Origin of the sequence: Streptomyces sp. WM6386 (assembly GCF_000972385.1) — a bacterium.
GTDB lineage: Bacteria > Actinomycetota > Actinomycetes > Streptomycetales > Streptomycetaceae > Streptomyces.
Window position 1 is genome coordinate 1 of record NZ_JXTE01000462.1, and the last position, 481, is coordinate 481.

The window sequence follows — 481 nt, forward strand, 5'->3', positions numbered from 1 at the left end:
GTAGTAGACGCCGACCAGGCCGCCGGCCGCGTCGCCCGCGGTCTCGTCCACGCCGCTGAGCTGGCCGACGACGAGGTCGTCGTAGCCGTCGCCGTCGAGGTCGCCGGAGGCGACCGCCTGCCCGAAGCGGTCGCCGAACTCGGAGGTTCCGGGCACGCCCTTGGACGACTGGCTGATGAGCTCGACCCGGCCCTTGGGCACAGTGGTGTTGGTGCCGATGCCGTTGGGCGCGCCGTACTGCACGTTGACGTAGCCGGCACCCTCCCGGCCGTCGACCGTGCCGTCCGGGACGCCGGTGACGAGGTCGGTGTACCCGTCGCCGTTGAAGTCACTGTTGCGGTCGGCCGCGGAAGTGCCGCCGGGAATGCCCGCGTACGCGGGGGGCGCGGCCAGGATGCCCCCTCCCGCCAGCAGCAGGAACGAGGCGGCTGCGACGGCGGCCGAGCCCGCGGTACGGCGGGTGGTGGGCGCAGTGGTGCTC

At 73.8% G+C, this 481-nt stretch carries 1 pseudogene; it reads right to left on the reverse strand.

Annotated elements, in window-relative coordinates:
- Nucleotides 1-481 (reverse strand): annotated as a pseudogene (locus TN53_RS42255) (FG-GAP-like repeat-containing protein); the annotation flags it as partial.